The sequence below is a fragment of the Aeromonas sp. 2HA2 genome, assembly GCF_029237345.1.
GTDB lineage: Bacteria > Pseudomonadota > Gammaproteobacteria > Enterobacterales > Aeromonadaceae > Aeromonas > Aeromonas salmonicida.
In genome coordinates this window covers 247,064-270,199 of record NZ_JAACGB010000003.1, presented here as the reverse complement: position 1 = coordinate 270,199, position 23,136 = coordinate 247,064, and the positions used below count along the sequence as shown (strand labels likewise).

The window sequence follows — 23,136 nt, the reverse complement described above, 5'->3', positions numbered from 1 at the left end:
ACCAAGGGCCCCTGCGGGGCCCTTTCTTTTTTGGCTATGTCCCAATTACGTGTTGCACGGGGTGCCCCAGTACCTCGTGCAAACACGCTTTGATATTTCCCCCCTTCCGTAACGTTCCAGCATCCTGCGCCAACCCGGATAATTTCACAGGTAATGGGTCGCCACGCCATGGCATCACTCAATCCGTTCTTTCAACTGACGGTGCTACTTGTTCACATGTTGGATCTGGTATCCGCTCAACTTGACGGTTACGCGCTGTCTTCAAAGCAATCACCTGCCAAGATAAGCCTTACAACACACAATGGATTCGTCTCACCATGCGGGATTGGGACAGCACCTTTCTTTTTATCCCCTGCTCTGCTCTAATTCAGCCACTGTTTTTTCTGTGAGATCAACCAGATGATTGAGTTCCTGCGTCGTATTGCCGCCCATCGACTGGCATGGGGTCTGCTTGCCGCGTCCGCTTTGTTCCTTGAGTTGAGTGCCCTCTTCTTCCAATATGTGCTGGGTCTGCACCCGTGCGTCATGTGCGTGTACGAGCGCCTCGCCATCCTGGGTGTACTCTCGGCAGGCTTGCTCGGCATGGTGGCACCAGAGAAGTGGTATGTCCGCTGGAGTGCCCTCTTGCTCTGGGGCTACAGTGCCTTCCGTGGCCTTCAGCTGGCACTGAAGCACGTGGATTATCAGATGAATCCTTCCCCATTCAACGTCTGCAGCCCTTTTGCGGATTTCCCCAGCTGGGCTCCTCTCGATCAGTGGCTGCCCTGGCTATTCTTCCCGGATGGAGATTGCAGCGAGATCAGCTGGCAGTTCCTGAGCTTCTCCATGCCTCAATGGCTCGTTGCCATCTTCGCCGCCTACCTGCTGGTGTTTGTGGTCGTGGCCATCGGCAATCTGGTCAAGGGGCGATGCTGCAGCTAATGCCGAGTTGCATATATAAAGAGGGGAGCCATTGGCTCCCCTCTTCAATCAACGTCTATGACCTCATCCGCTGCCAACAACCCTTCTTCATGGGGCTGAATAGCATCTTTGCCGCCTGCCTCTGGCGTTTGTGATCCTGGCCATCGGCAACCTGCTCAAGGTGCACCACTGCGGCCGAGCCAGTGTTCACACAATAAAAATGGGAGCCAGTGGCTCCCATTTTTATGACCTGCCCGTCAGCGATGCGCCGATCAGGATGCTGCCTTGCTGGCGTGCATCCTGGCCTTTGCCATGCCGATGACCATGGGCAACAAGGAAATAAAGATGATGCCGAAGATGAGCAGCGTAAAGTTCTGACGCACCACGGGCAAGTTGCCAAAGAAGTGGCCGGCATACACGAAGGAAATAACCCACAGCAGCCCCCCCACCAGGTTGAATACCAGGAAGCGCGGATAGGTCATGGCCCCCATGCCTGCAACGAAGGGAGCAAAAGTGCGCACGATCGGCAGGAAACGGGTGATGATAATGGTCTTGCCACCATGGCGGTCGTAAAAGGCGTGAGTCTTGTCCAGATAATCCCGACGGAAGATTTTGGAGTCAGGGTTACGGAACAGCTGCTCGCCGAAGAAGTGACCAATGGTGTAGTTGACCACGTTGCCCAGCACGGCAGCGATGATCAGCAGGGCCGCCAGGGTATGTACATCCAGCACACTGCCCACTGTGAGGGCACCGGCAGCAAACAGCAGTGAGTCACCCGGCAGGAAGGGAGTGACCACCAGCCCTGTCTCGCAGAAGATGATCAGGAACAGGATGGCATAAACCCAGACGCCATAGTTTTCAAAAAGCTCTCTCAAATGCACGTCAACGTGCAGAATAAAGTCAATCGCAAACAGGATCAGATCCATTTTTTCATACTCATGAAGTGAACGGCGTGGAGTCTACGCCAATGCATTCAGGGTCACAATCCTTCCCATTGCGCTCTTTTTAATCAACGAAAGGCGAAACTCAATCGATTCCCTTTTTATCCAAAAAATCATAAATAACCAACGCCTGTTCACCCCTGATTAAGAGGGAAACTGATTCAGTCTCGTTTATCCAGTGTCAGCCTGACATGTTCGGGCAGGCACTTCTCCCATCCCCACAATAAAAGCAGCAGCAGGGTCAGGTCATCGCACCAGCCAAGCAGGGGGATCACATCGGGGATGAGATCCAGCGGGCTGAGGCCATAGAGCAGTATGAGGATCACCAGCCCCTTGGCCCACCAGGGAGTGGCAGGATGGCGAAAGCCCTGATAGAGACGGCGCATGCGCCGCCAGATGAGCCAGCGTTTGCCATTCGGCTTATTGTTCAACTCTCGATCAACTCGTGGCGCAACTGCTGGATCTGGTCTCGCAGCGCCGCTGCCTGTTCGAACTCCAGATCCCGCGCATGCTGGAACATCTGCTCCTCCATCCGCTTGATCTCTTTTGCGATCTCGCTGGCGGAGCGAACATGGTACTCCCCTTGTGGCTCGGCAGCCTTGCGACCTCCCCTGCCCGTCTTGCCTGCACTGCGGCTGCCCCCCATGTCCATCACATCCCCCACCGACTTGTTGAGCCCTTTTGGGGTGATGCAGTGTTCGAGGTTATGGGCATGCTGCAGGGTGCGACGACGCTCCGTCTCCTCAATGGCTACTCTCATGGAGTTGGTGATGGAATCCCCGTACAGGATCACCTTGCCGTTGAGGTTGCGGGCGGCGCGGCCAATGGTCTGAATGAGGGAGCGCGTGGAGCGCAGGAAGCCCTCTTTGTCCGCATCCAGGATGGCCACCAGAGAGACCTCCGGCATGTCGAGGCCCTCTCGCAGCAGGTTGATGCCGACCAGCACGTCAAACTTGCCGAGGCGCAGATCGCGAATGATCTCCACCCGCTCTACGGTGTCGATATCCGAGTGCAGGTAGCGCACTCTAACGTCATGATCCGCCAGATATTCGGTCAAATCCTCCGACATTCGCTTGGTGAGGGTCGTCACCAGCACCCGCTCCTCCACCGCGACCCGCAGCCGGATCTCGGAGAGCAGATCGTCCACCTGGGTGGTCACCGGGCGCACTTCTATCTCGGGATCGAGCAAACCGGTCGGGCGCACCACCTGCTGCACCACGTCATCGCCAGATTTGCCCAGCTCGTAGGGGCCAGGGGTAGCCGAGACAAACACCGTCTGCGGCATCAGGGCCTCGAACTCATCGAACTTGAGGGGCCGGTTGTCGAGTGCCGAGGGCAGACGAAAGCCGTACTCCACCAGCGTCTCCTTGCGGGATCTGTCCCCTTTGAACATGGCGCCGATCTGCGGCACCGTCACGTGGGATTCGTCGATGATGAGCAGGCCATCCCCTGGCAGGTAGTCAAACAGGGTGGGCGGCGGCTCCCCCGGTGCACGACCGGAGAGGTAGCGGCTGTAGTTCTCGATACCGGAGCAGTAGCCCAGCTCCTGCATCATCTCCATGTCGAACTGGGTGCGCTGGCTGATGCGCTGCTCCTCCACCAGCTTGTTGAGAGACAGCAGCTGTTCCCGGCGGCTTTTCAACTCCTCCTTTATATGTTCGATGGCACCCAGAATGGTTTCGCGCGGGGTGGCGTAGTGGGTCTTGGGATAGATGGTGTAGCGCACCACCGTCTGTTCGATGGCACCGGTCAGGGGATCGAACTGGGAGAGCCGCTCCACCTCTTCATCAAACAGCTCCACGCGCAGCGCCAGCTTGTCCGACTCGGCAGGATAGATGTCGATGACCTCCCCCCTCACCCGAAAGGTACCGCGCTGGAATGCCATATCATTGCGGGTGTATTGCAGCTCGGCGAGACGACGCAGTATATCCCGCTGGTTGATCACGTCCCCGACTTTGAGGTGCAGCATCATGCTGAGGTAAGCCTGGGGATCTCCCAGACCATAGATGGCCGACACGGACGCGACTATGATGACATCCCGCCGCTCCAGTAGCGCCTTGGTGGCCGACAACCGCATCTGTTCGATGTGATCATTGATGGAGGCATCCTTCTCGATGAAGGTGTCCGTGGTCGGTACATAAGCCTCGGGCTGGTAGTAGTCGTAGTAGGAGACGAAATACTCCACCGCATTCTCGGGGAAAAACTCCTTCATCTCGCCATAGAGCTGGGCAGCCAGCGTCTTGTTGGGGGCCATGATCATGGTGGGGCGGTTCAGGGTCGCGATCACGTTGGCCATGGTGAAGGTCTTGCCCGAACCTGTCACCCCGAGCAGGGTCTGATGGGCCAGGCCGGACTCGATGCCATCAAGCAGACGGGCGATCGCCTCTGGCTGATCCCCTGCGGGTTGAAACTGGCTGGCCAACTGAAATAACTTGCTCATGACGACTCCCGGCAAAAAACGGCAAGGAAGAAGTGTACTCCGAGTTGGGGTGGCCTGGGTATCCACTCTCCTGCCCAAGCGGCTATTGACCTCAAAAAGCGACCTCTGTATGATGCCCCTCCTTGCCTGATGTTCCCCCGTAGTTCAGTCGGTAGAACGGCGGACTGTTAATCCGTATGTCACTGGTTCAAGTCCAGTCGGGGGAGCCAATTCCTCACCATCTCGGTGCAAGTTATCCACTTTAGTGCTTTCCTCTGCCGATTTTAATGCACAAGCCGCTCACTGCGGTGACATCCCCCATTTGTCTCCCTGTCCATGCCAGTAGCGTTTTGTTCTGTTGCGCCTAACTATTTGATTTTTATAGAAACATTTTTCTTCCGGTATTTTTTGAACAGCCCTTGCAACCCAGTATTGGCGCGGCCTGCAGCCTGATCGCCAAGTTTCACACACAGGGTTATCCACAGAATCTGTGGGTAAGTCAGTCAAACCCAGTCACTGCCTAGCTTGGCAGGCCATTGCCATCGACCGGCTCCGATTTCTCTTCCCAACCTCATTTTCTGCTGTTTTTGAATGCCCCCCTAAATGGGTCGACACTCCGGCCATCAGATGCCTTTTCCAGATATCTTTTCGCTATCCCGCGAACAGTGGGTCAGCATCCGTACCTGCCCCTTGAACCGGTTCCTGACTCCTCCCCCGCTCTTCAGTCAGATATGCTGAAAAACCGCGAAACGACTCTCCCAAACAGCAGGGAATAAATTTTCAAGCCGGTCATGCGGACAAGGATCACAGATAGCAGGAATCACTCATTGACAGCGGGGCAGACAGCGCGAAATAGAGCGGATCTTCCTGGTTGCCCCGTGTTTTCCCTCAACCAAGGGGCAGCAAGGCAGCTTGCTACCGATTAATCCTCCTTTGGCGCTTCTTTATTGGTAAGGGATCCGGCACAATATCGACCCCACTTTTTTCCTCGGTTTTTCCGGGCATGACCATAGATTTCGTGACACTGTTACATCAAAGCGACTCCCTGCTGCTGTTCGTGGTACTGGCCTTCGGCCTGTTGCTCGGCAAAGTCAGGCTCGGCAATTTCCAGATTGGCAACACCATAGGCGTGCTGTTTACCGCCCTGCTGTTCGGCCAGATGGGTTTCGAGTTCACCGCCACCACGGAGAACGTCGGCTTCATGCTGTTCATTTTCTGCGTGGGGATAGAGGCGGGGCCGCACTTTTTCAGCGTCTTCCTGCGGGACGGCATTCACTACATCACCCTCACTCTGGTGATCCTGCTGACGGCACTGCTGCTGACAGTGGGGCTGGCCAAGTTCTTCAACCTGGGGCCAGGCATGGCCGCCGGGATCCTGGCGGGCTCGCTCACCTCAACCCCGGCCCTGGTTGGTGCGCAGGATGCCCTGCGCAGCGGCCTGCTCAACCTGCCTCACAAGACAGACATGCAGTCCGTGCTCGACAACATGGGCATTGGCTATGCGCTGACCTATCTGGTCGGCCTGGTAGGCCTGATGCTGGTGGTGCGCTACCTGCCTTCACTGGCCAGGCTGGATTTGAGCACAGAAGCGCAGAAGATCGCCCGTGAACGTGGTCTGTCGGACAACGAAAGCCGCAAAACCTACCTCCCCATCATCCGTGCCTATCGGGTCGGCCCCGAGCTGGCAGCCTGGATTGGTGGTCGTACTCTGCGGGAAACCGGTATCTATCCCCACACTGGCTGCTATGTGGAGCGGATCCGCCGCAACGGCATACTGGCAAGCCCGGATGGTGATGCCGTCATCCAGGAAGGGGACGAGATCGCCTTGGTAGGCTATCCGGAAAGCCACGAGAAACTCGACGTCAATTACCGTAACGGTAAAGAGGTATTCGACCGCAACCTGCTGGACCTTCAGATAGTTACCGAAGAGATAGTGGTGAAAAACGATGGAGTAGTCGGGCGCCATCTGGTGGAGCTCAACCTCACCGAGAAAGGCTGCTTCCTCAACCGGGTGGTACGGTCCCAGATAGAGATGCCGTTTGATCGCAACATCATGCTGCAAAAGGGTGACGTGCTGCAGATCAGCGGCGAGAAGCAGCGGGTCAAGCTGCTGGCCAACAAGATCGGCTTTATCAGTATCCACAGCCAGACCACGGATCTGGTCGCCTTCACCACCTTCTTCGTGCTGGGTTTGCTGATTGGCTCCGTCTCCCTGGTATTCGGCCAGCTCGAGTTTGGTCTGGGTAACGCCGTCGGCCTGCTGCTGGCAGGGATCCTGATGGGCTACCTGCGCGCCAACCACCCCACAGTCGGCTATGTGCCGCCCGGGGCATTGCGTCTGGCCAAGGATCTGGGGCTCGCCGTCTTCATGGTGAGCACGGGTCTGAAAGCCGGTGGCGGCATCCTCGACCACCTGAGTGAAGTGGGTATGGTGGTGCTCTTCTCCGGCATGCTGGTGACCACCTTGCCGGTGCTGGTGGGCTATCTGTTCGGGGTCTGGGTGCTGAAGATGAACCCGGCACTGCTGCTGGGTGCCATCACGGGGGCCCGCACCTGCGCCCCGGCCATGGACGTGGTGAACGAAGCGGCCAACAGCTCCATTCCGGCGCTCGGTTATGCGGGTACCTATGCGGTGGCCAACGTCATGTTGACCCTGGCGGGGTCCTTCATCATCGGCTTCTGGTTCTAACGCCACATCGGATTTGCTGCAATAAAAGGGGAGCCGTTATGGTTCCCCTTCTACATTTCACTGTTTTCCCATTCCCTATCCTCTGCCAGATACCGCAACATCTCGTGTCCGCAATCATCCGCATCACACCTCTGCCCCAACAGGCATGCTTGACCATCTCGAACGAGACGGCTGCAGCACCACAAAATAGAGCCAATGGTGCTATCTGACACATTGGGCCAAATTCAATGAGCTAAGTAGCCCCTTGCCTGCCACTTACACTCAATGAAAAGAGTGAGGTACTCATCATGAAAAGGTTATGGATCATCCTGGGCTGGATGCTCTGCTGCCTGGCGCCGGCCACGGCGGCTGAATCGACTGCAGCGCCCGACGAAGTGCCGGCGTCCCTGGCATTTAGCGCAGAGGAACTGTCCCGCCCCCTGTTTGGCGACCTCGATGACATGCTGGAACGACGCACCATCCGGGTTCTCACCACCTACAACAAGACCGGCTACTTCATCAACAAAGGGGTCCAACGGGGCGTAACCTACGATGCTTTCATGCAGGTAGAAAAACGGCTCAACGATCAGCTGCGCAAACAGAAGGCCATCAAGCGCCACCTCAAGCTGCAGTTCGTCTTCATTCCGGTTGCCCGTGAAGCCCTGCTGCAAGCCCTGATCGACGGCAAAGGTGACATAGCGGCAGCCAACCTCACCATCACGGATCAGCGCAAGAAGCAGGGCGTGGAGTTTACCAATCCCTTATTGGAAAACGTGCGGGAACTGCTGATCTCGGGGCCTCACTCACCCAGGGTGGAGAGTGTCGCCGGACTCGGCAGCCAAACTGTCCATGTGCGCCCCTCTTCAAGTTACTTCGAGAGCCTCATCGCCTATAACCAGGCCCGCAAAACCGCGGGTGAGCCCCTCATCGACATAAAGCCTGCCCCGGAATCCCTGGAAGATGAGGATCTGGTGGAGATGGTCAATGCCGGCCTGCTGCCCTTCATCGTCATGGATGAGCACAAGGCTCGCTTCTGGAAGAAGATTTTTCCCGCCATCCAGATCCACGAACAACCCGCATTCCGTGAAGGGGGGGTCATCGCCTGGGCAGTACGCAAGGAGAGTCCCAAGTTGCTCGCCATGCTCAACGAGCAGATAGCAGCCCAGCGGGGCAAGGCCACAGGAGAGGACATCCTGGCCCGTTATCTCAAGCAGAACAAATTCGTCAAGAGCGCTGCCGCCGAGACTGAGCGCAAGAAATTCCTGCAGCTGGTAGACCTGTTTCGCCAGTACGGCGATCGTTTCGATGTGGACTGGCTGCTGATCGCGGCTCAGGGCTATCAGGAGTCGGCACTCAACCACAAGGCGCGCAGCCCGGTCGGCGCCATCGGCATCATGCAGATCATGCCCGCCACCGGCAAAGGTCTGAAGGTAGGCGACATTCGCCAGCTAGAACCCAACATCCACGGTGGCGTCAAATACATGCGCTGGATGATCGATCACTACTACGCCGACGAGCCCATGACGGCCCTCGACAAGGCCTTGTTTTCATTTGCTTCCTACAATGCCGGCCCCGCCCGGGTGGCACGACTGCGGACAGAGGCCAAGAAACGGGGACTGGATCCCAACATCTGGTTTCATAACGTCGAGTATGTGGCGGCTGAGAAAATAGGCCCAGAAACAGTGACCTACGTGGGCAACATCTACAAGTACTACATCGCCTACAAGCTGGTGATGGAGCAGCTGCAGCGCAAACAGCAGGCCACTGAAACCACCAAACAGCAGGAGACCATCGGCGACAAGGTTTCCTCAGCGGCAAAAACGTAGCGGCGACCAAGCCGCTGCCAGCACGAACCAGGCTCCCCACTTTTTACGCGGGGAGCCTAATGTTTTTTACCTCCAGCGCCTTGCCAACGCGACATCAAGCCATCTTTCAGCAACAAAGCATCTGCCCATGACCAAAATGCACAAAATGACCAGAACAGCCTTAATAGCCATTACGGTCAGATTGTTCTCCAACCCGACATGATTAATTAACCTCTTTGCAACAATCACAAGGAGTACATCATGTTGCAAGGAACCCTCAAGCGCACCCTGCTCTGCTGCCTGCTTGGCGCCAGCCTCGGCGTACAGGCCAAAATAGATGACATCCACTTTCTGATCCCCGGCGGTGCCGGCGGTGGTTGGGACAACACGGCCCGCGGCACCGGCGAGGCGCTGACCAAATCCGGCCTCATCACCACCGCCTCTTACCAGAACATCTCCGCCGGTGGCGGCGCAAAAGCCATCGCCCATTTGATCGAAACGTCGGCCCAGTCCGACAAGACACTGATGGTCAACTCCACCCCCATCATCGTCAAATCCCTCTCCAAAGAGTTGCCGCAGTCCTTCCGGGATCTCACCCCGGTCGCCGCCATCATCGCCGATTATCAGGCACTGGCCGTACCGCTGGACTCCCCCTACCAGAATTGGTCCCAACTGTTGGCAGCCTATGAAGCCAACCCGGCCAAGGTGAAGATAGCCGGCGGCTCCGCCCGTGGCAGCCTGGACCATCTGGTGGCCGCCATGACCTTCAAGAATGGGGGAGCCGATGCCAGCAAGCTGCGCTATGTGGCCTATGATGCAGGCGGCAGCGCCATGGCCGCAGTACTGGCAGGAGAAACCCAGGTGCTCTCCACCGGGTTTGGCGAGGCGATGGAGGCGGTCAAATCGGGCCAGATGCGGATCCTGGGCGTGACTGCCGCCGAGCGGATGCCGGGGGCCAATCAGGTGCCCACCTTCAGTGAGCAGGGCAACCCAACCGTGTTTGCCAACTGGCGCGGTTACTTCGCCTCTCCCGACATCAGCCCGGAGAAATCCGCCGAGTTTGCCGCCCTGCTCAAGCAGATGTATGACAAGCCGGAGTGGGAAGTGGTTCGCGCCCGCAACAGCTGGACCAATCTCTATCAGTCCGGCCCCGACTTTACCGCCTTCCTCAACAGCCAGGAGCAGCAGATCGGCGGCTTGATGCGCGAGCTCGGCTTCATCAAGTAATCCTCGTTGTCACATCACAGGCGGGCCTGGCGCCCGCCGTCCATGCTGGAGAGACAGACATGAATATCACCAAGGAGCGACTGGGAGGCCTGCTGTTTTTGCTGCTCTCCCTAGCCTATGGCTATTACGCCACCAAGATCCCCGGTTACCCCGGTGACGAATATGAACCCTTCACCGCCAGCACCCTGCCCTATGCCCTGGCCGGGCTGGGTGCCCTGTTCTCCCTGCTGCTGGTTCTCTCCCCGGGCGGCGAGCCCCTGCGCAGGGAATCCGGTGACTGGCGCCGGGTCTTCATCCTGCTCGGACTCATGGTCATCTATGGCCTGGGATTGACCTGGTTTGGCTTCGTGCTCTCCACCATCGCCTTCCTGACCGTGGGCATACGGGTATTGGGTAAGCCCAGCCTGCGCTATGGCCTGATGATCAGCGTCCCCTTTTCCATCGGTTTCTGGGCACTGCTCACCAAGGGACTCAATGTCTATCTGGAGCCGGGTCGGCTGTTTACCCTGCTCGGGTTTTAAGGAATCACCATGTTAGACGGAATCTTGCAAGGACTCGGCACAGCACTGCTGCCAGTCAACCTCATGATGGTGGTGCTCGGCTGCTTCGTCGGCACCTTTATCGGCATGCTGCCGGGTCTGGGCCCGGTCACTGCCATCGCCCTGATGATCCCCATCACCTACGGGCTGGATCCAGCCTCCGGCATCATATTGATGGCCGGCGTCTATTACGGCGCCATCTTTGGCGGCTCTACCTCCTCCATCCTGATCAACGCCCCCGGCTGCTCGGCCACAGTGGTGACCGCCTTTGACGGCTACCCCCTGGCGTGCAAGGGCCAGGCGGGCAAAGCGCTGGCCATCGCCGCCTACGCCTCCTTCACTGGTGGCACCCTCTCGGCCATCATGCTGATGGTGGCGGCGCCGCTGCTCGCCAAGGTCTCCCTCTCCTTCCAGTCGGCGGACTATTTCGCCCTCATGGTGCTGGGTCTGTCGGCCGTGGCCGCCTTTGCCGGCAAGGGACAGGTACTCAAAGCGCTGATCATGGCGTTGTTTGGCATCATGATCTCCACCATCGGCATCGACCGCAGCGTCGGGGTGGACAGATTCACCTTCGGCCTGCCGGATTTGCGCGATGGCTTCTCCTTCCTGCTGCTGGCCATGGCCACCTTCGCCCTGGCGGAGATACTGATGACGGTCCTGCGTCCGGGCAAGGACAATAGCGAAGAAGAGGCTAGGCAGATGAAGCATCTGGGCAGCCTCAAGCTGAGTCGGGAAGAGATACGCGAGATAGCACCGCCCATTGCCCGCTCCTCCGTACTTGGTTTCCTGATCGGCGTCTTGCCGGGGGCCGGTGCCACCATAGCGGCCTTCATGGCCTATGGTGCCGAGCGCAACATCGCCGGCAAGCAACATCAGGATCAGTTCGGCAAGGGCAGTCTGCGCGGCCTGGCCGCACCGGAAGCAGCCAACAATGCCGCCTCCACCGGCTCCTTCGTGCCACTGCTGACCCTGGGGATCCCGGGGTCCGGTACCACGGCGCTGATCCTGGGAGCCCTGGTTGCCTACGGCATTCAGCCGGGCCCTCGCCTTTTCATGGAACACCCAGAGGTGTTCTGGTCGGTGATCATCTCCATGTATCTGGGCAACGTGGTCCTGCTGGTGCTCAACCTGCCACTTATTCCTTACCTGGCAAGGGTACTGGCAGTGCCGCGCCCCGTGCTCATTCCCATGGTACTGCTGTTCTCTCTGACCGGTGTCTATCTGGTCTCCTTCAATACCATGGACATTCATGTGATGGCACTGGTGGCGCTGATCGCCATCGGCCTGCGCCTGCTCAACTTCCCCATGGCCCCCATGCTGCTCGGCTTCATTCTGGGTGGCATGCTGGAAGACAACCTGCGCCGCGCCCTGGTCATCAATGACGGCTCCCTGAGTTTTCTGTGGGAGCGTCCCATCACCCTCGGCTTCACGCTGGTGACCCTGATGATGCTGCTGTTGCCGGTGTGGCGGTGGTGGCAAGCGCGCAGGGCGCCTGTGGAGACGCTGTACTCGGAGCTGACCTGATCCCCATGAACCCGCAATGAAAGAGAGCGCCAAAAGGCGCTCTCTTTATGACATCAAGGACGAACACAAGATATTGGCGCGTCAGCATTGACGGTAGCGCCGCTCCGGCCGACCAACTGTGCCGTATTCCAGCTCAGGGCTCGCCAATTGCTGGCCCACCAGAAACTCCAGATAACGGCGCGCCGTGGTACGGCTCACCCCCACCCGGTTGCCTATCTCCTCGGCACTGGCTCCCACCCCCGTCAGCGCCGCCAATACCCGTTGCAGGGTGAGTGCATCTATCCCCTTGGGCAGGCCGCCGGCCGCCACCTGTTGCAGCGGAGTACCGAACAGGGCATCCACCGCCTGCTGATCGATGTCAGCCAGCGCCGCCAGCGCGGCGCGGCTCTGACAATAGTTCTCAAGGGTATCGCGCAGCCGTTCGAACACCACGGGTTTGAGGATGAAGTCAACCACCCCGAGCCGCATCGCCTCCTGCAAGGCGTTGGCCTCACGGGCGGCAGTGAGCAGGATGACATCCAGGCTTGCCCCGGCCTGACGCAGCTCACGCAGCAGGGTAAAGCCCTCACCATCGGGCAGCCACACATCCAGCAGCACCAGATCGGGTTTGAGAATGTCTATCTGCTCTCTGGCATCAAACAGGGTGAGCGCCACCCCCAGCACCTCGAAGCCCGCCAGCCGCTGCACAAAGCGACGGTGGATCTCGGCGATGGCCGGATCATCTTCGACGATCAGGATCTTGATCACTCACACCTCCTTGGGAATGTAACAAACGACGCAACTTCCCTGCGTCGTGGCTTCTATGGTAATGGTCCCCTGCAGGGCATCCAGCGTCTTGCGCACCAGCGCCAGCCCGATACCGTGACCGGGCTCGACCTTGCTGCTGACCCCGCGCTCGAACAATCTGTCCGCCAAGGTAGGGTCTATACCACCCGCCCCATCCTCCACCTCCAGGATGAGATCCTGGCCAAGATCGCTCAATGAGACCCGGATCGGCTGGTAAGGCGCGCCGTGGCGACGGGTCGCCTCGAAGGCATTGTCGATGAGATTGCCCAGCAGTGTCACCAGCTGGGAGCCGCTCACACGAAGGGGTATGTCGTGCAGACGGGCGTCTGGGTCCACCACCAATACCAGCCCCAGCTCATGGGCCCTGTGATACTTGCCAAGCAGCAGGCCTGCCACCTTGGGCTTGGCAATGGCCCCCATCAGGAAGCTGAGCAAGGTTTGTTCGGTAGCAGCTTCCCGCCCGATGAAGGCGAGCGCCTCCTGGGTAGCACCGAGTTCTATCATGCCGGCTATGGTGCCGAGCTGGTTGTTGTGTTCGTGGGTCTGTACCCGCAACAGGTCACTGTATGCCTGCACCTGGGAGAGCTGGGCGCTGAGCTCGGCCAGCTCATCCTTGCGCCGAAAGCTCGACACGGCGCCGATCAGTTTGCCATCCCGCACCAGCGGCAGCCGGTTGACGATGAGCTGCTGGCCATTGAGCACTATCTCTTCGTCATACTGGGGGCGCGGATCCTGAATGAGGGAGAGCATGCGGCTTTCAGGCAACAGTTGGGTGACGGGTTGGCCGATGGCCGCCCTGGCAGCCTGCTCATCGAGGCGCAGCAGCCGGATGCCGTTCGGGTTGAGGGAGGTAAGTCGGCCTTGCTCATCTATGGTGAGGATCCCCTCGCGTACGGTGCGCAGGGTGCAATCCAGCTCGGCATAGAGGCGCCCGATCTGCTCGGGTTCGAACCCGAGAATCGCCCGCTTGTAGCGCCGCGCCAGCCAGGCGGCAGCAGCGCTGTTGAGCAAGACGATAATCAGGGTCATTCCCAGACCGAAGCGCAGAAAATCCTGCAGATCTGCGTCTATGTCGCGCACCAGATAACCGACCGACACTACGCCGATGACCTGTCCCATCTCGTTGCGGATCGGCCCCTTGCCGCGCACCGAGACACCGAGCGACCCCTGGGCACGGGAAATATAGGCCTCTCCTTGCAGGGCTCGGGCAGGATCGTCCCCCACCATGGGCTTGCCGATACGATCCGCATTGGGGTGCACCAGCCGCCGCGCCTCGCTGTCACCGATGACAATGTAACTGGCGCCGACCTCGGCGCGGATCTGCTCAACCAGCACATTGAGCCGGGCTGTGTCGCCCCGCTTCACCCCGGCAATGACGCCGGGCTCACGGGCCACCAGTCGCGCCACGTCAAGGGCCTGATCGCCTACCTCCTGGTAGCGCTGCTCGGAGACGTAGTAGTAACTGGCCCCGCTCAGCAACACCAGTTGCAGCAGACTGACCAGACAGAGCATAAGCAGGAAGCGTCCTTGCAACCCGAGCGTCATGCCTCCTTGTCGCCTCGCAACAAGTCCAGCAGCAGACTGCCATCGCGCAGGGCCTTGTGCACCTGTACCGAGGTGGGCTTGGTGGGATCTTCGTAGAAATGGGTGGATTCGATTTGCAGCCGCACCAGGTATTCGGCTGGCAACTGGCTGGCCAGGGACTGGTGCAGCATGGGGAACAACAAGCGATCGGCGCGGGTTATTTCCCCCCCCAGCAGCAGCTTGCCCGGATTGAGCAGACAGATGAGGTTGGAGAGCACCCGGGAGAGACGACCGGCCGCCTGATGGAGAATGTCCTGACACAGGCTGTTACCCGCCAGCGCCAGCTCGCACAACTCGCGGATGGTGACACTTTCCGGCAAGTCATACTCCTGCATGCGCTCGCGCAGCTCCCGATATTGCGCCTCCAGCGCCTGATTGGTCACCAGGGTACAGGCGCAGCCAAAGCCGCCGCAGTAGCAGCGCTGACCATAGGGTTCGAGCTGCAAGTGGCTGAGATCGCCGAGCAGGGCCGACTCACTCTCGATAAGCTGACCATTGACCACCATGCCGACCCCTATGTCGTTGTGGACGAACACCAGCACGGCATCGGCACAATTTTTGGCTGCGCCCCATTCACGCTCGGCCTGGATCCAGGTGCGCACGTCGCCACTAACCAGCACGGGCACCGCGAACGCCTGCTGCAGGGTCGGGCCAAGGGGCCAGTTGCGCAGATCATAGAAAGGGAAGTGTTTCACCATACCGGAGTGGCGCTCCACCTGCCCGGGCAGACAGAGGGCGATACAGGCAAGGCGCAACGCCTTCTTTGGCAGGAAACCCTCAATGGCTCGCACCAGACTGGCCAGCAGATCGGCACGTTCCACTTCGCTGAACGTATGACGATGACGGGCGAGAGAGCGACCGGCCAAATCGAACAGGGCCATGTCCACATAGCCACGGCCGAGGCGCATGGAGAGAAACTGGAAGCGGCGTTCGTTGATGCGCAGCAGGGTCTGACGGCGACCACGCCCCACCGAGCTTTCGCCACAGGTCACCACCAGACCGCCATCGAGCAGTTCACGGGTGATCTTGGTGATGCTGGCCGGAGAGAGGCCGGTCAAACGGGACAGATCGGTACGGGACAGCTCCTTGTGCTCCTCCAGGCTGGCGTAGACCAGGCCATAGTTGAGCTGACGGATCAAATCGATACTGCCTTTCACGATCTCATTCATAGGGTACGGGTTAACGAAAGGAACGGATGGCAGCAATTTTCCCACATTCTCTGCCGATCCCCAAATTTGCCGTCTGGAAATGACATCCAGACGGCAAAAATGCGATCAATAACGGAATTGGGAGACGAGTTTACGCAATTTGTCACCCGTGCTGGCCAGGTCGCGGGTGGTGCTGTTGGACTCCACAGCCGCATCGGTCAGCTCGCTGACGATCTGCTGGATAGCCACCAGGTTCTTGTTGATCTCTTCTGACACCGCATGCTGCTCCTCGGCGGCGGTGGCAATCTGGATATTCATGTCGTTGATGGTGCTGACCGCCATCACCATGCTGTCGAGAGAGGTGGCGATATGGCTTGCCTCCTGTACCGTCTCCTGGCTGCGCTCCTCGCTGGCCTGCATCACGTCTACCGCCTGTTTGACGCCACTTTGCAGCCGTTGAAGCATCTCGTTGATCTCCTTGGTGCTCTGCTGGGTTCGGCCCGCCAGGGAGCGCACTTCGTCCGCAACGACCGCAAAGCCGCGCCCCTGCTCACCGGCCCGGGCCGCTTCGATGGCGGCGTTGAGCGCCAGCAGGTTGGTCTGCTCTGCAATGCCGCGAATGACCTCCACCACAGAGCCAATCTTGCCGGTTTCATGGGCTAGCTGCTCGATGACCCCGGAGGCGGTATGCACTTCCCCCACCAGCCGGTTGATGCTGTTGATGGCGGTGCCCACCACGCCACGGGCAGCGTCGGACTCCCGTGCCGCGTCGCTGGTGGCCGTCGCCGCGTTGGAGGCACTGGCCGCCACTTCCTGCGCAGTGGAGCTCATCTCGGTCACGGCGGTGACCACCTGATCCGTCTCTCTGCTGTGGCCCTGCATCTGGTGATCATAGTGTTCGCTCAAGCTGTGCAACTTCTCCACGGCACTTAACAGATGGTTGCTGGTTTCCCCCACCTGGCTTACCACCGACTGGATCCGCTCGACGAAGCGGTTGAACGCCGTGGCCAGCTGGCCAATTTCATCATTGCTCTGCACCTTGAGGCGCTGGGTCAAATCCCCCTCACCGTCTGCGATGTCATTAAGTGCCTGAACTGCATCTGCCAGCGGCCGGGTAACCCGGTTGCCTATCACCACTGTCGCCACCAGAGTGATACCCAGTATCACCAGGATCAGCAGCACACTGCTCTGCAGGGAGCCGTGCATGTTGTTCTCGCGCTCGGTGCGCAGCGCCGCCAGCTCGTTGTCTATGTCGTCGATATAAAAGCCGGTGCCGATAATCCACTCATATTTGTCGAGCACCAGGTTGAAGGAGAGCTTGGGCGCATCCCGCCCGATAGAAGGCTTGGCGGTCCAGTATTCGGAGAAACCATCTCCCTGACGGGCGGCTTTGACGATCTCCTGGATCAGCAGCTTGCCCTTGGCATCCTTGTCCTGCCAACGGTTCTTGCCTTCCATATCGGGGCGAGTCGGCAACAAGACGGTATTGCCCTGAAAGTCGTAAACGAAGAAATAGCCATCGCTGCTGTAGCGCAGCGGCCGCAATATTTCGGCTACCTGCTTGCGCACTTCCGGGGTATCTGGCTGATTGTAGACAGTGTCGACAGCCGTCTTGGCGAGCATCAGATAGCTGCTGAGCAGCGCCTTGCGCTCCTTGATCGCATTCTCCCGCGCAACGATCAGATCGGCTTCGAGATCGCTCTTGGAGATCATGTAATTGCTGAGGTTGACGACCAGAGCCATCAGGAGCACGGGGACGGCTCCCAACAACAGAATTTTCTGTTTTAGCGTCATTTTTCACATCCTTGCTGCTGTTTTTATTGGTGTTCCGTTCCTACCTGACCAGTATAGGACGCTGGTCGACGGGGACCCGCTTTCGCTACAATCCCCGCACCTTTATCTATCGACCCTGATGGGCTGACACATGAACAAATGTCCTTGCGGTTCCACTCTTTCTCTCGAACTGTGCTGTGGATCACTGCACCAGGGGGCCGAGGCCCGCACACCGGAGCAGCTGATGCGCTCCCGTTACAGTGCCTTCGTGCTGGGGCTGGGCGACTATCTGGTACACAGTTGGCACCCTGATAATCTGGGTGGGTTGACGGCAGATCAACTCTCCCAGACCGACACCCGCTGGGACGGGTTGGATATCCTCGCCGCTCAGGGTGGTCCGCTGGACGACACCGGCATGGTGGAATTCAAGGCCTGGTTCCGGGAGGGAGATGAGCGTCTCTGCCTGCATGAGCGTTCCCGCTTCGTGCGCCATCAGGGGCGCTGGGTCTATGCCGATGGCGAGCAGGATCCGGCACCGCTGCAGGCAGGGCGCAACGATCCCTGCCCCTGTGGCAGCGGCAAAAAGTTCAAGAAGTGCTGCGGTTAAAGGCTCGACCATCCAGCTTTTGGGGCGCTCGGCGCCCTTTTTCTTTGTTCACCGGTGACGCCTGCGGCTGTCTCTTGTGACTCCCGTCACATAATGCTCATATCCTTGTCATTTATGCGCGTTTACGAACATTAATTTGGCCCATATCAAACATTTCATCCCATGAGTAAGGGACACTGTTCCCATCTGGAAGAGATGAGACGGGCAAGAATGAAAAGAATAACCACACAAGTCGTCATCATAGGGGGTGGCGCAACCGGAGCCGGCATCATGCGCGATTGCGCACTGCGCGGCATCGACTGCATCCTGCTGGAGCGCGATGACATCGCCGCCGGCACCACAGGCCGCAACCACGGTTTGCTCCACTCTGGCGCCCGCTATGCGGTGACGGATCCGGAATCCGCCCGCGAGTGCATTCAGGAAAACCGCATCCTCAAGCGGATCGCCAGCCACTGCGTCGAGGACACGGGCGGCCTCTTCGTCACCCTGCCGGAAGATGACATCCATTTTCAAAAAACCTTTATGGATGCCTGCGCCCTAGCGGGCATAGATACACGCCAGCTGGATCCGGCCGATGCGCTGCGCCTCGAGCCCAACGTCAACCCGGCCCTGATAGGGGCTATTCAAGTACCGGACGGCACTGTGGATCCTTTCCGCCTCGCCGCCGCCAACGTACTGGATGCCAAGGAACACGGCGCGCGCATTTTCACCCACAGCAAGGTGCTGGGGCTGCTGCGCAATCAGGACAGGGTCTATGGCGTCAAGGCCATCAACACCCGCACCGGTGAAGCCTTCGAAGTGGAGGCCCAGGAGGTGGTGAACGCTGCCGGGATCTGGGGCCAGCAGATCTGCGAGTACGCCGATCTCGGCATCCGCATGTTCCCGGCCAAGGGTTCGTTGCTCATCATGGATTACCGCATCAACCAGATGGTGCTCAACCGCGCTCGCAAACCCGCGGATGCGGACATACTGGTGCCTGGCGATACCATCTCCCTCATCGGCACCACCTCAAGCCGCATCGACTATCACAAGATTGACCAGCTCACCGTGGATCCGGACGAAGTGGAGGTGCTGCTGCGCGAGGGGATCAAGCTCGCCCCCATCATGGCCCGCACCCGTCTGCTGCGCGCCTACGCTGGGGTTCGCCCCCTGGTGGCGGTGGATGGCGACGAGACCGGGCGCAACATCAGCCGCGGCATAGTGCTGCTCGATCATGCCGAGCGCGACGGGCTACAGGGTTTCAACACCATCACCGGCGGCAAGCTGATGACCTACCGGCTGATGGCCGAGTGGGCCACCGATCTTATTGCCAGGAAGATAGGCAACACCAAGCCGTGCCGCACCGCCGAACTCAGCCTGCCCGGCTCGCGGGATCCGGAGAAGGTCTCCGCCCCCGGTCTGTCGGCCCCGGCAGAAGGCTCGGCCCAGTATCGCCACGGCGAGCGGGTCATCGCCTTCTTTCGCGACAACCCCAAGGCCAACGCCCTCATCTGCGAATGCGAGATGGTGACAGCCGGCGAAATCGAATACGCCCTGCGGGAGCTGGACGTGGACAACCTGGTGGATCTGCGCCGCCGCACGCGCCTCGGCATGGGCCCTTGTCAGGGTGAGCTGTGCGCCTACCGGGCCGCCGGCCTGATGCAGGAGTATGGCAAGGCCGATGGCCGCGAGGCCTGTGTCATGTTGCGCCAGTTCCTGGAAGAGCGTTACAAGGGTACCCGCCCCGTGCTGTGGGGCGATGCCCTGCGGGAAGCGGAATTTACCTACTGGATCTACGAAGGGCTGTTTGGTCTGGGAGAGTGGACGGCGCCCCATCTGGTGGCCGAGCCCCCCTTTCCCCTCGACCCTGTGACCAGGACAGAGGATCACAGCCAGGCCACATTGACTCAAGGAGTGCAGTCATGAAATTCGACAGTATCGTGATAGGTGGCGGCATGGCGGGTCTCTCGGCGGCGCTGCGCCTCGCCGAAGCGGGTCAGAAGACGCTGCTGATGGCCTCTGGCCAGAGTGCCTTGCACTTCTCTTCCGGCTCCATCGATCTGCTCGAGACCGAGGGGGATCCCCGCGCCGCCCTGCCTGCCTTCATGGCCGAGCACCCGGATCACCCTTACAGCAAAGTAGGTCTGACCAACATAGAGGCGAGCCTTGCGGATCTGCAGCGCCACTGCCACGAGCAGGGGCTGCCCCTGTTTCGCCAGGAGACCAACCACCAGCGGCTGACCCCCATAGGCACCCTGAAATCCACCTGGCTGTCGCCCCACACCTGCGCCTGCCAGACGGATGCGCCGGCCCCCGATGCCATCTTGCTGGCGACCCTGGAAGGGTTTCGCGACTTTCACCCGGCGCTCGCGGCCGCCAATCTGGCGACCCATCCGCGCTTCGCCAATTGTCGCATCATGACAGGGGAAATTCGCCTGCCCCAGCTAGCCGAGTTCAGCCGCAATCCCCACGAGTTTCGCTCCGCCGACATAGCCCGCCTGTTTGACAAACAAAAGGGCGACCAGCCCGATCTGCTGGCAGATCTGGCCCGCGAAATCTGCCGCATGGTGCACGAGAGCAGCGATCCCGGCTGCCGCCATGTGGTGCTGCCCGCCTGCCTGTCACTGGGGCTGGTCGGCCCCCGTCTGGCGGAACTGGAAAAACGCACCGGCTGCACCATCAAGGAGGTGGCGACCATGCCGCCGTCGCTCATCGGCATGCGTATGCAAGAGGCGCTCAAGCGTCGCTTCCAGGCCCTGGGCGGTACCTTCCTCACCAGCGAGCGGGTGCTTGGCGCCCGTTACGAAGGGGACAAGGTGCTCGGTGTGCACAGCCAGAACGGCGACGATCAACTGTTTGAAGCAGATCACTTCGTGCTCGCCTCCGGCAGCTTCTTCAGCCGCGGCCTCGAATCCCGTCTGCGCGGCATTCGCGAGCCCATCTTCGATGCCGATGTGCTGAGTCTGGAGGAGCGCGATGCCTGGGCTGGTCGCCGCCTGTTCGACCACCACCCCTTCATGGGCTTCGGGGTCAAGACCGACGACAACCTCAGAGTGCTGCGCGGCGGCAAACCGCTCACCAATCTCTATGGCGCGGGCAGCCTGCTGGCTCACTATGACCCCATCAAAGAGGGCTCCGGCTCCGGCGTGGCGGTTGCCACCGGCTGGCAAGCCGCTGGCCATATTCTGGCGGGGGTGTGAGATGAGCCACACACCTTCATTCGCACAACACAACGTGCTGGCCCACTACGATGCCCAATCCCGTGAAGGTTCCGGCTCCGGCGTCGCCGTTGCCACCGGCTGGCAGGCCGCTGGCCATATTCTGGGCGCGGCCCAATGATTACTTCGTCCCATATCCCGTGTCTTCATCATCGCCGGGAGGAGAACTGACATGCTACTGGATCACGCCAACCAAACTTTCGATCAGTGCATCAAATGCACCGTCTGCACCGCCTACTGCCCTGTGGCCAAGGCCAATCCCGCCTACCCTGGCCCCAAACAGGCGGGCCCGGATGGCGAGCGGCTGCGCATCAAGAGCCCGGAGCTGTTCGACAGCGCCCTCAAATACTGTACCAACTGCAAGCGCTGTGAAGTGGCCTGCCCGAGCGGCGTGCGCATCGGCGACATCATCGCCAAGGCCAAAGACAAGTACAGTGGCTTCAAACCCGGGATCCGCGAGTTCGTGCTCTCCCACACCGACCTGATGGGCGGCATGTCCACCCTGATGGCCCCCGTGGTCAACTTCACCACCGGCCTCAAGCCCATGAAGCAGGTGCTGGACAAGGCGCTGGGGGTCTCCTCCCACCGTGACCTGCCCAAATACTCTCAGGGCACCTTCCGCGGCTGGTACAAGAAGCAGAAAGCCACACAGGCCCAATATGAGCGCCAGATAGCCTATTTTCACGGCTGCTACGTCAACTACAACCACCCGCAGCTCGGCAAGGAGCTGGTGCAGGTGCTCAACGCCATGAACATTGGCGTGCAGTTGCTTGAGCGGGAGAAGTGCTGCGGCGTACCGCTGATTGCCAACGGCTTCATGGATAAGGCCAAGCAGCAGGCGGCTTTCAACATCAGGCAGCTTGAGAACACCCTGCTCGGCAACGAGATGCCGCTGCTGGCCACCTCCTCCACCTGCGGCTTCACCCTGCGGGACGAATACCCCCACCTGCTGGAGCAGGACAATCACAAGGTGCGGGATCGCATCTCGCTGGTGACCCGCTTCCTGTGGAACGAGTTTTACAAGGGCAACAAACCGGCCATGAAGCCGCTGGACCTGCACATCGCCTACCATACTCCTTGCCACATGGAGAAGATGGGCGGCGTCATCTATACCCTCGAATTGCTGCGCGCCATTCCCGGGGTCAAGGTGACGGTACTGGAGTCCCAGTGCTGCGGCATCGCCGGCACCTACGGCTTCAAGTCCGAGAACTACGAGACCAGCCAGGCCATAGGTGAAGGGTTGTTTGATCAGATAAACCGCCTCAAGCCTGATCTGGTCATCACCGACTGCGAGACCTGCAAGTGGCAGATCGAGATGAGCACAGAGTTTCGCTGTGAACATCCCATCCACTTGCTTGCCCAGGCGCTGGCATAAGAGAGCAAAGTGACAGATGGATATAGAGATGAGCACTCCGACTTTCCGCTGTGAACATCCCATACTACTGCTTGCCCGGGCGCTGGCATAAGGAACCACAGTGGGGGATGCAACACGCTGATGGATACAGAGATGAGCACTCCGATTTCCCGCTGTGAACATCCCGTCCATCTGCTTGCCCAGGCCCTGGTCTGATCGCAGATCACCAAGACAGACACGCAATGAGCCGGCCATGCCGGCTCTTTCATTTCAGCAGGTCCATCAAACGTACCCGGTGCGAATAAACTGCCGCGAATGACAGGCAGAGGCGAGATGATTGAATCTGGTTCTCCTGTGCCTCTCACCGGGTTCAAAACCCACCCAAATACAGAATAAATATTCACTGCCCAATCTATACCCATAAATAGATAAGTCACATGCTCGATTTCAAGCCAACCCTTGCCACATCAGGCATACCAGCCAACATTGCCAACAGGGCACAACGACATGCTGGCAAAGCGCGTCAATAAGTTGAGTTTCCTCATTATTTAACCGGGATCTCATTTCCGGCACTTGCTCCCCCAGGCAATTGATCTAGCGCAAGCTCAGTCCTGATAAATCATCATCCATTTTACCCATTTGGTAATATCCAACCCGAGCAATC

General features: G+C 59.5%; 18 protein-coding genes, 1 tRNA gene and 1 pseudogene. 12 read left to right on the top strand and 8 right to left on the bottom strand.

Translation table 11 applies throughout. The features are described from left to right. Nucleotides 1–34: 34 nt before the first annotated feature. Nucleotides 35–231: pseudogene (locus GWQ29_RS07500) on the bottom strand (IS1595 family transposase); the annotation flags it as partial. Nucleotides 232–399: 168 nt separating this feature from the next. Here GWQ29_RS07500 and dsbB point away from each other — a divergent pair. Beyond that, the gene (dsbB, locus tag GWQ29_RS07495) at nucleotides 400–921 is read left to right on the top strand and encodes a disulfide bond formation protein DsbB (protein WP_159166291.1); all 522 of its coding nucleotides are present in this window, start codon (nucleotides 400–402) and stop codon (nucleotides 919–921) included. 251 nt (nucleotides 922–1,172) lie between these two features. On the opposite strand, the gene GWQ29_RS07490 is transcribed toward dsbB, so the two are convergent. From GWQ29_RS07490 to uvrB, 3 genes are all read right to left on the bottom strand, one after another. Then, on the bottom strand, nucleotides 1,173–1,826 hold the full coding sequence (locus GWQ29_RS07490) for a DedA family protein (RefSeq protein ID WP_021138264.1): 654 nt from the start codon (nucleotides 1,824–1,826) through the stop codon (nucleotides 1,173–1,175). A gap of 176 nt (nucleotides 1,827–2,002) precedes the next feature. Further along, entirely contained in the window at nucleotides 2,003–2,227 is a 225-nt protein-coding gene (locus GWQ29_RS07485; RefSeq protein WP_275919125.1) for a DUF1232 domain-containing protein, read from the bottom strand. 41 nt (nucleotides 2,228–2,268) lie between these two features. After that, nucleotides 2,269–4,281 (bottom strand): excinuclease ABC subunit UvrB, encoded by a 2,013-nt coding sequence (gene uvrB / locus GWQ29_RS07480; protein ID WP_275919117.1) that lies wholly within the window; start codon nucleotides 4,279–4,281, stop codon nucleotides 2,269–2,271. A 133-nt stretch (nucleotides 4,282–4,414) separates the two neighbouring features. Between uvrB and GWQ29_RS07475 the strand changes: the two genes are divergently transcribed. The 6 genes from GWQ29_RS07475 (at nucleotide 4,415) to GWQ29_RS07450 (ending at nucleotide 12,023) form a co-directional block, all read left to right on the top strand. Next, nucleotides 4,415–4,490, top strand: a tRNA-Asn gene (locus GWQ29_RS07475). Between the two features lie 773 nt (nucleotides 4,491–5,263). Continuing rightward, nucleotides 5,264–6,949: an aspartate:alanine antiporter gene (locus GWQ29_RS07470; RefSeq protein ID WP_021138261.1), complete on the top strand. Its 1,686-nt coding sequence runs from the start codon at nucleotides 5,264–5,266 to the stop codon at nucleotides 6,947–6,949. Nucleotides 6,950–7,236: 287 nt separating this feature from the next. Continuing rightward, nucleotides 7,237–8,754, top strand: a complete 1,518-nt coding sequence (locus GWQ29_RS07465; RefSeq protein WP_275919116.1) for a lytic transglycosylase F — start codon at nucleotides 7,237–7,239, stop codon at nucleotides 8,752–8,754. A 240-nt stretch (nucleotides 8,755–8,994) separates the two neighbouring features. Next, nucleotides 8,995–9,960 (top strand): tripartite tricarboxylate transporter substrate-binding protein, encoded by a 966-nt coding sequence (locus GWQ29_RS07460; RefSeq protein WP_059113414.1) that lies wholly within the window; start codon nucleotides 8,995–8,997, stop codon nucleotides 9,958–9,960. A gap of 59 nt (nucleotides 9,961–10,019) precedes the next feature. Further along, a complete protein-coding gene (locus tag GWQ29_RS07455; RefSeq protein ID WP_271770843.1) occupies nucleotides 10,020–10,481 on the top strand; it encodes a tripartite tricarboxylate transporter TctB family protein in 462 nt (153 codons plus the stop codon). 9 nt (nucleotides 10,482–10,490) lie between these two features. Beyond that, nucleotides 10,491–12,023 carry a tripartite tricarboxylate transporter permease gene (locus GWQ29_RS07450; RefSeq protein ID WP_265421431.1) on the top strand — a complete coding sequence of 511 codons (1,533 nt, stop codon included), beginning with the start codon at nucleotides 10,491–10,493 and terminating at the stop codon, nucleotides 12,021–12,023. An 81-nt stretch (nucleotides 12,024–12,104) separates the two neighbouring features. On the opposite strand, the gene GWQ29_RS07445 is transcribed toward GWQ29_RS07450, so the two are convergent. From GWQ29_RS07445 to GWQ29_RS07430, 4 genes are all read right to left on the bottom strand, one after another. Next, on the bottom strand, nucleotides 12,105–12,770 hold the full coding sequence (locus tag GWQ29_RS07445) for a response regulator (protein ID WP_265421430.1): 666 nt from the start codon (nucleotides 12,768–12,770) through the stop codon (nucleotides 12,105–12,107). Further along, a complete protein-coding gene (locus tag GWQ29_RS07440) occupies nucleotides 12,771–14,354 on the bottom strand; it encodes a sensor histidine kinase (RefSeq protein ID WP_275919115.1) in 1,584 nt (527 codons plus the stop codon). It abuts the gene before it with no gap. Then, a complete protein-coding gene (locus GWQ29_RS07435) occupies nucleotides 14,351–15,562 on the bottom strand; it encodes an ROK family transcriptional regulator (RefSeq protein WP_265421429.1) in 1,212 nt (403 codons plus the stop codon). The genes GWQ29_RS07440 and GWQ29_RS07435 overlap by 4 nt, the downstream gene beginning before the upstream one ends. A gap of 105 nt (nucleotides 15,563–15,667) precedes the next feature. Further along, nucleotides 15,668–17,335, bottom strand: a complete 1,668-nt coding sequence (locus GWQ29_RS07430; protein ID WP_265421428.1) for a methyl-accepting chemotaxis protein — start codon at nucleotides 17,333–17,335, stop codon at nucleotides 15,668–15,670. A 130-nt stretch (nucleotides 17,336–17,465) separates the two neighbouring features. Between GWQ29_RS07430 and GWQ29_RS07425 the strand changes: the two genes are divergently transcribed. The 5 genes from GWQ29_RS07425 (at nucleotide 17,466) to glpC (ending at nucleotide 22,493) form a co-directional block, all read left to right on the top strand. Beyond that, a complete protein-coding gene (locus tag GWQ29_RS07425; protein ID WP_265462891.1) occupies nucleotides 17,466–17,921 on the top strand; it encodes a YchJ family protein in 456 nt (151 codons plus the stop codon). A 210-nt stretch (nucleotides 17,922–18,131) separates the two neighbouring features. Further along, the gene (gene glpA / locus GWQ29_RS07420; protein WP_059167534.1) at nucleotides 18,132–19,826 is read left to right on the top strand and encodes an anaerobic glycerol-3-phosphate dehydrogenase subunit A; all 1,695 of its coding nucleotides are present in this window, start codon (nucleotides 18,132–18,134) and stop codon (nucleotides 19,824–19,826) included. After that, nucleotides 19,823–21,100, top strand: coding sequence for a glycerol-3-phosphate dehydrogenase subunit GlpB (glpB, locus tag GWQ29_RS07415; RefSeq protein WP_275919114.1), 1,278 nt, complete (start codon nucleotides 19,823–19,825; stop codon nucleotides 21,098–21,100). Before glpA ends, glpB begins: the two co-directional genes overlap by 4 nt. 1 nt (nucleotide 21,101) lies before the next feature. Further along, a complete protein-coding gene (locus GWQ29_RS07410; RefSeq protein WP_159166280.1) occupies nucleotides 21,102–21,239 on the top strand; it encodes a hypothetical protein in 138 nt (45 codons plus the stop codon). Nucleotides 21,240–21,290: 51 nt separating this feature from the next. Further along, a complete protein-coding gene (gene glpC, locus GWQ29_RS07405; protein ID WP_275919113.1) occupies nucleotides 21,291–22,493 on the top strand; it encodes an anaerobic glycerol-3-phosphate dehydrogenase subunit GlpC in 1,203 nt (400 codons plus the stop codon). Nucleotides 22,494–23,136: the final 643 nt, after the last annotated feature.